The organism is Kitasatospora sp. NPDC047058, from assembly GCF_040643935.1.
GTDB lineage: Bacteria > Actinomycetota > Actinomycetes > Streptomycetales > Streptomycetaceae > Kitasatospora.
The window spans coordinates 1-5,284 of record NZ_JBEYVJ010000437.1; the positions used below are offsets into that span (position 1 = coordinate 1).

Below are 5,284 nucleotides of genomic sequence, written 5' to 3' on the forward strand. Positions count from 1 at the left end.
GCCGGAGCCACGGCCGGAGCCGCGGGTCCGGGGCGTGCCACGGCGGGCGGTGGCGAGCGGCGGGGACGGGGGTTCGCCGTTGCGGACGGCGGCGTGGTCGTGGACGGACTTCTCCTGAACGAGGCTCATGGCCGGTACCGTCCGCCCTCCTCGGGCCGCGACGCACGTCGATTGACGAGTCCCGTCAATCGGGGACGTCACCGCGCGGGCCGGCTGGCAGGATCATGGCCGTGAGCCTGACCATCGACATCACCGCCCTGCCCGACGAGCGCCTGCTCTTCACCCCGTCCCCGCTCGCCGAGTTGAACGCGATGCTGCACGTGCTCGCCGAGCCCGCGCACCACCCCGCGCTGCACGGCTGGGCGGCGAGCACGACGGCGTCGATCCCGCCCGGGCTGTCCGAGCGGCTGCTGGAGGCGGACTTCCTCTGGCGCTCCTCGCGCGCCGACTTCCTCGTCCCCAGCGTGCCCGGCGCGACCCTGGCCGAGGAGCTGGACGCCGTCGACCGGCTCGACGACGAGGTGTACGTCGCGGCCGCGCTCATCACCACCTGCGGCTCGTCCCGGATCACCCGCCGGTTGGGCTCGCCGCTCACCGACCCCGCCGCGGAGGAACGCGCCCGGGATCTGGCGCTGGCGCGCGGTCCGCGGCAGGCCGCCTTCGCGGACCGGCTGCTCGCCGACCCGCTGGTGGTCCGGGCGCTGGTCCGGCGGATGATGGAGGACTGCCAGGAGGCGTTCTTCGCCGACGCCTGGCAGCGGGTGCTGCCCGACCTCGCCGCCGACGCGCGGCAGAAGGCGGACCTGCTGGCCCGGCGCGGCCCGGAGGAGGCGCTGGCGGCGGTCTCGCCGTCGGTCGGGCTGGAGACGGGCGCGGACGGGCGTCGCCGGATCGTCATCGACAAGCTGCAGGACAGCGCCACCAGTGCGGTCGGTGCCGGCGGCGTGACGTTCATCCCGACCGCGTTCGGCCGCCCGCACCTGCTGGTGGTGCACGCGGCCGGGTGGCGGCCGGTGGTGCAGTACCCCCTGGCGGAGTCCGGGGTGCCCGAACCGGTCTCGCTGGCCGTGATCCAGCAGCGGCTGGAGGCGCTGGCCCACCCCGTGCGGCTGCGGCTCGCCCGCACGATGGCGCGCGGCCCGCACACGACGGGCGAGTTGGCGTCGGCGTGGCACCTCAGCGCACCCGAGGTGTCGCGGCACCTGGCGGTGCTGCGCAAGGCCGGGCTGCTGACCACGCACCGGCGCGGGCGGTACATGCTGTACCAGCTCGACCTGGCGGGCAGTGCCCGGCTGGGGTCGGACCTGCTGGAGGCGGTCCTGCGGTGACGTCGCGTCGTGCTGGGGTCGCACGGAGGTGGCGTGTGGGCAGGGCGTGTGGGCAGGGCGTACGCGCCCAGCGTGCGTGCGGAGCGTGCGAGCCGGGCGTGCGAGGGGGCTGCGCACCACCGGTCGGTGGCCGCGGCCGGGAACAGCGGGCCGGCGGGCGGCGTTCGAGCGATCATGACCAGTGACGCCGTGCCCGTGACCGCTCCCGAGACCGGGATCCTGCGCTACGCCGCCTTCGCCACCGACCCGCGCGGGGGCAATCCGGCCGGCGTCGTGCTCGACGCCTCCGGCCTCTCCGCCGAGCGGATGCGCGCCATCGCCGCCGAGGTCGGCTACTCCGAGACGGCGTTCCTGATACCGGACGCCGCGGGCGGTGCCTCCGGCGAGGCGTCGGGTGCGGCCCCGGACGAGGCCGGGGGCGCCTACACCGTGCGGTACTTCAGCCCGCTGGGCGAGGTGCCGTTCTGCGGCCACGCCACCGTCGCCTCGGCCGTCGCGCTCGCCGAGCGGACCGGTCCCGGCCGGTACGTCTTCGCCACCCGGGCCGGCGAGGTGCCGATCGAGGTGGACAAGGGCGCGGACGGCGCGCTGCGCGCCACCCTCACCAGCGTCGAGCCGCACGTCGGGGAGGTCACCGAGGCGGACGTCGCCGAGGTGCTGGCCCTGCTCGGCTGGTCGGCCGAGGAGCTGGACGCCGCGCTGCCGCCCCGGATCGCCTACGCCGGCGCCCGGCACCTGGTGCTGGCCGCCGCGAGCCGGGACCGGCTGGCCCGCCTGGCGTACGACTTCGACGGCCTCGCCGCCTACATGACGGCCCGCGACCTCCTCACCCTCCAGCTGGTCTGGCGGGAGAGCGCGCACGTGTTCCACGTCCGCGACCCCTTCCCGGTCGGCGGCGTCGTGGAGGACCCGGCCACCGGCGCGGCCGCCGCCGCCTTCGGCGCCTACCTGCGCGAGCGCAGCGAGGTCACCACCCCGGCCGTCCTGACCCTGCGCCAGGGCGAGGACCTCGGGCGCCCGGGCGTGCTGACGGTCGAGCTCCGTGAGGGCGACACCCGGGTCCGGGTCTCGGGCACGGCGGTGCCGATCGGGTAGCCGCACACCGGAAAACCCGTCGCGCGGCCGGGGGCCGATGAGTGAGCATGCCCGGGTGAAGCATGCGAACGGCAGGACGGTCACCGCCCACCTCACCTACGGGGACGAGTACTTCGGGCTCCTGGGCCCGTACGAGGTGGACGGGGGGTGGTGGTCGTCCGCCGCGCCCGTGGTCGCGCGGGTGGCGGAGGAGCTGGGGGTGCCCGTGGTGGTGCTCCGGCTCGCGTCCGCGCGGAGCGGGCACGGCGGGCACGGCGGGCACGTGGTCTACCACGTCGAGGCCCTGGAGCGGCCGACCGCCCCGGCACCGCGCCAGGCAGGGCCGGAAGTGGCCGCGTTGCTCGGTCCGGCCGAGCGCCGGGCCGGCTGGGCCACCGCGGCCGGGCTGCGGGAGGCGGTCGACTGGGCCGGGCAGGCGCTGGACGCGGCGGGCCGCCCGCCCGCGGGCCGGCCCGAACAGGTCCGGACGTGGAACCTGTCCGGTTTGTTCCGCTTCCGGACCGCCGACGGCGGCGAAGCCTGGCTGAAGGCGATCAACCCCGCCTTCAACGCCCGCGAGGGTGACGTGATCGCGCTGCTCGGCTCCGCCGACCCGACGCTGGTCCCGCCCGTCCTCGGATCCGACCCGGAACGCGGCCGCCTGCTGCTCGACCACGTGCCCGGCGAGGACTGCTGGGGCCCGTCCGCCGAGGAGGTCGCCTCCGTGGTGCCCCGGCTGGTCGCGGCCCAGGCGGCGCTGGCCGCCGACGGCCGGGCGGCCACGGCCGGGTTGCGGGACCGCACCCTGCCCACGCTGCTCGCCCACGTGAACGCGCTGCTCGACCGGCTCGCCGCGGAGCAGGGCACCAACGGATCCGCCCCCGACGAGCTGCCCGGCGATCTTCCCGGCGGGCTGCCGGAGGACCGGCTCACGCCTGGGGAGCTCGCCGCCGCCCGGGTGCTCGCCGCGCGACTGCCCGCGCTGGTCGAGGAGCTGGCCGCCTGCGGCTTGCCGGACACCCTCCTCCACGGCGACTTCCACCCGGGGAACTGGCGGAGCGACGGCACCCGGACGGTGGTCGTGGACTACGCCGACTCCGCGTTCGGCCACCCGGCCGTGGACGGCCTGCGCCCGCGCCGGTACGTGGACGAGGAGCGGTGGGCGCAGATCGCCGGCGTGTGGGCGCAGGCGTGGCGCACGCACGTCCCCGGGTCGGCGCCGGAACGCGCGCTGGAGCTGGTCGAGCCGCTCTACCACCTCGCCTACGCGGTGCGGTACCAGGAGTTCCTGGACCACATCGAGACCAGCGAGCGGCCCTACCACGAAACCGACCCGGTCAGCGAGATCCGCGCCGCGCTCGCCTGCGCGAACTGAGACGTGTCTGACAATTTCCGCCGGGAAATTGAACTGCTGCCGGTTGGTAGGTCAAGCTGTCCTCGGGTGCGACAACCGTGGTGGCGGTCGTGGTGCGTCCTCCGTGAGTTTTCGTCCGACGGGTGAGTACAGAGGAGGGCCCGGGCGCGGCGCACGGTCCCACCTACAGCGATCAAGGGCCACCGGGAACCGGTTTTGGAAACCTGATGGTACGTGAGTTAATTTCTGCCGTGAAAAATTTCCTCCGGCAACGATCTGGCTCCTCGGGCCCCCGCAAACCCGCCAGGGCCGGCCGTCTCGCCATCCTGGACGGTCTGCGCATCCTGGCCGCGCTGATGGTGGTCTTCCACCACTACATCGGCTACGGCGGCGGCACCAAGCCCAGTGAGAGCGCCTGGGGCAAGCCTGCCGAACAGGTGTTCCACCACGCCTTCTTCGTCGGTGCCTACATGTGGACCGGCATCTGCCTGTTCTTCGTCATCAGCGGGTTCGTGATCTGCATGAGCAGCTGGGGCCGCCCGGTGGGCGACTTCGTCCGCTCGCGCGTCATGCGGCTCTACCCCGCGTACTGGTTCGCCGTCCTGGCCACCACAGCGGTCGTGACGCTCTGGCCGCTGGTCCGCCAGCCGCTCGCTCCGCAGAACGTCCTCGCCAACCTGACGATGTTCCACGCCGGCCTGGGCATCGACAACGTCGACGCCGTCTACTGGACGCTCTGGTACGAGCTGCGGTTCTACCTGCTGTTCGCCATCGTGGTGTGGCAGGGCGTGACGTACCGGCGGATAGTCGCCTTCTGCTCGATCTGGACGGTGGCCGGGATAGTCTCGGCGAGCACCAAGTGGCCGGTGCTGGAGTTCTTCGCGATGTCGGACGTCTCCTCGTTCTTCGTCGCCGGTCTCGCGCTCTACCTGGTCCACCGCTACGGCCCCAACCTGATGCTCTTCGGCATCGTCGCGATCAGCTGGATCCTCTCGGTCCTCTACACGATCACGCACCAGCACGACATCAACCCCTACCTCGGCCACCCCGGGCTGCCGGCCTGGCCGGCCGTGCTGATCACCACGCTGTCGTACCTGGTGGTCATCGTGGTGGCACTGGGCTGGGCCTCGCGCATCCAGTGGCGCTGGCTCACCTTCGCCGGCGCGCTCACCTACCCGCTCTACCTCCTGCACGAGACCATGGGCTGGACGGCCCTGCGCGCCCTCTACGACCACGGCACCAAGCCGTGGGTCGCGGTGGGCATCGTGACGGCCGCCATGCTCGTCGCCTCCCAGATAGTGCACCGCCTCGTCGAGAAGCCCTTGACGCCGCTGCTGAAGAAGGGCATGACCAGCAGCATCGACCAGCTGCGGGCCGCCGAACCGCTGGCGGCGAAGCCCGCACCGGCCCCGGCCCCCGAGCCGGCCCGCGAGACGGTCGCCGCCTCCTCCTGAGCGCAGTCGGCGGGCCGTCCGGCAACGGCGAACGCGGCGGGGGGGGGGCGGCCCCCCCCCCGGGGGGGCCCCCC

4 protein-coding genes are annotated in these 5,284 nt (G+C 74.0%); all 4 read left to right on the forward strand.

Going from position 1 to position 5,284, the window contains the following annotated elements; translation table 11 throughout:
• Nucleotides 1-230: 230 nt before the first annotated feature.
• The 4 genes from ABZ885_RS34820 to ABZ885_RS34835 all read left to right on the forward strand — a co-directional run bounded on the left by ABZ885_RS34820 (nt 231) and on the right by ABZ885_RS34835 (nt 5,210).
• A complete protein-coding gene (locus tag ABZ885_RS34820) occupies nt 231-1,328 on the forward strand; it encodes a DUF5937 family protein (protein ID WP_360197864.1) in 1,098 nt (365 codons plus the stop codon).
• 174 nt (nt 1,329-1,502) lie between these two features.
• Nucleotides 1,503-2,423 carry a PhzF family phenazine biosynthesis isomerase gene (locus ABZ885_RS34825; protein ID WP_360197867.1) on the forward strand — a complete coding sequence of 307 codons (921 nt, stop codon included), beginning with the start codon at nt 1,503-1,505 and terminating at the stop codon, nt 2,421-2,423.
• Between the two features lie 55 nt (nt 2,424-2,478).
• Entirely contained in the window at nt 2,479-3,777 is a 1,299-nt protein-coding gene (locus ABZ885_RS34830; protein ID WP_360197869.1) for a phosphotransferase, read from the forward strand.
• A gap of 230 nt (nt 3,778-4,007) precedes the next feature.
• A complete protein-coding gene (locus ABZ885_RS34835; RefSeq protein WP_360197872.1) occupies nt 4,008-5,210 on the forward strand; it encodes an acyltransferase in 1,203 nt (400 codons plus the stop codon).
• Nucleotides 5,211-5,284: the final 74 nt, after the last annotated feature.

What these genes read in the sequence shown, in the direction of transcription:
- ABZ885_RS34825 (WP_360197867.1), top strand. Translation starts at nt 1,503, where the DNA reads ATGACCAGTGACGCCGTGCCCGTGACCGCTCCCGAGACCGGGATCCTG.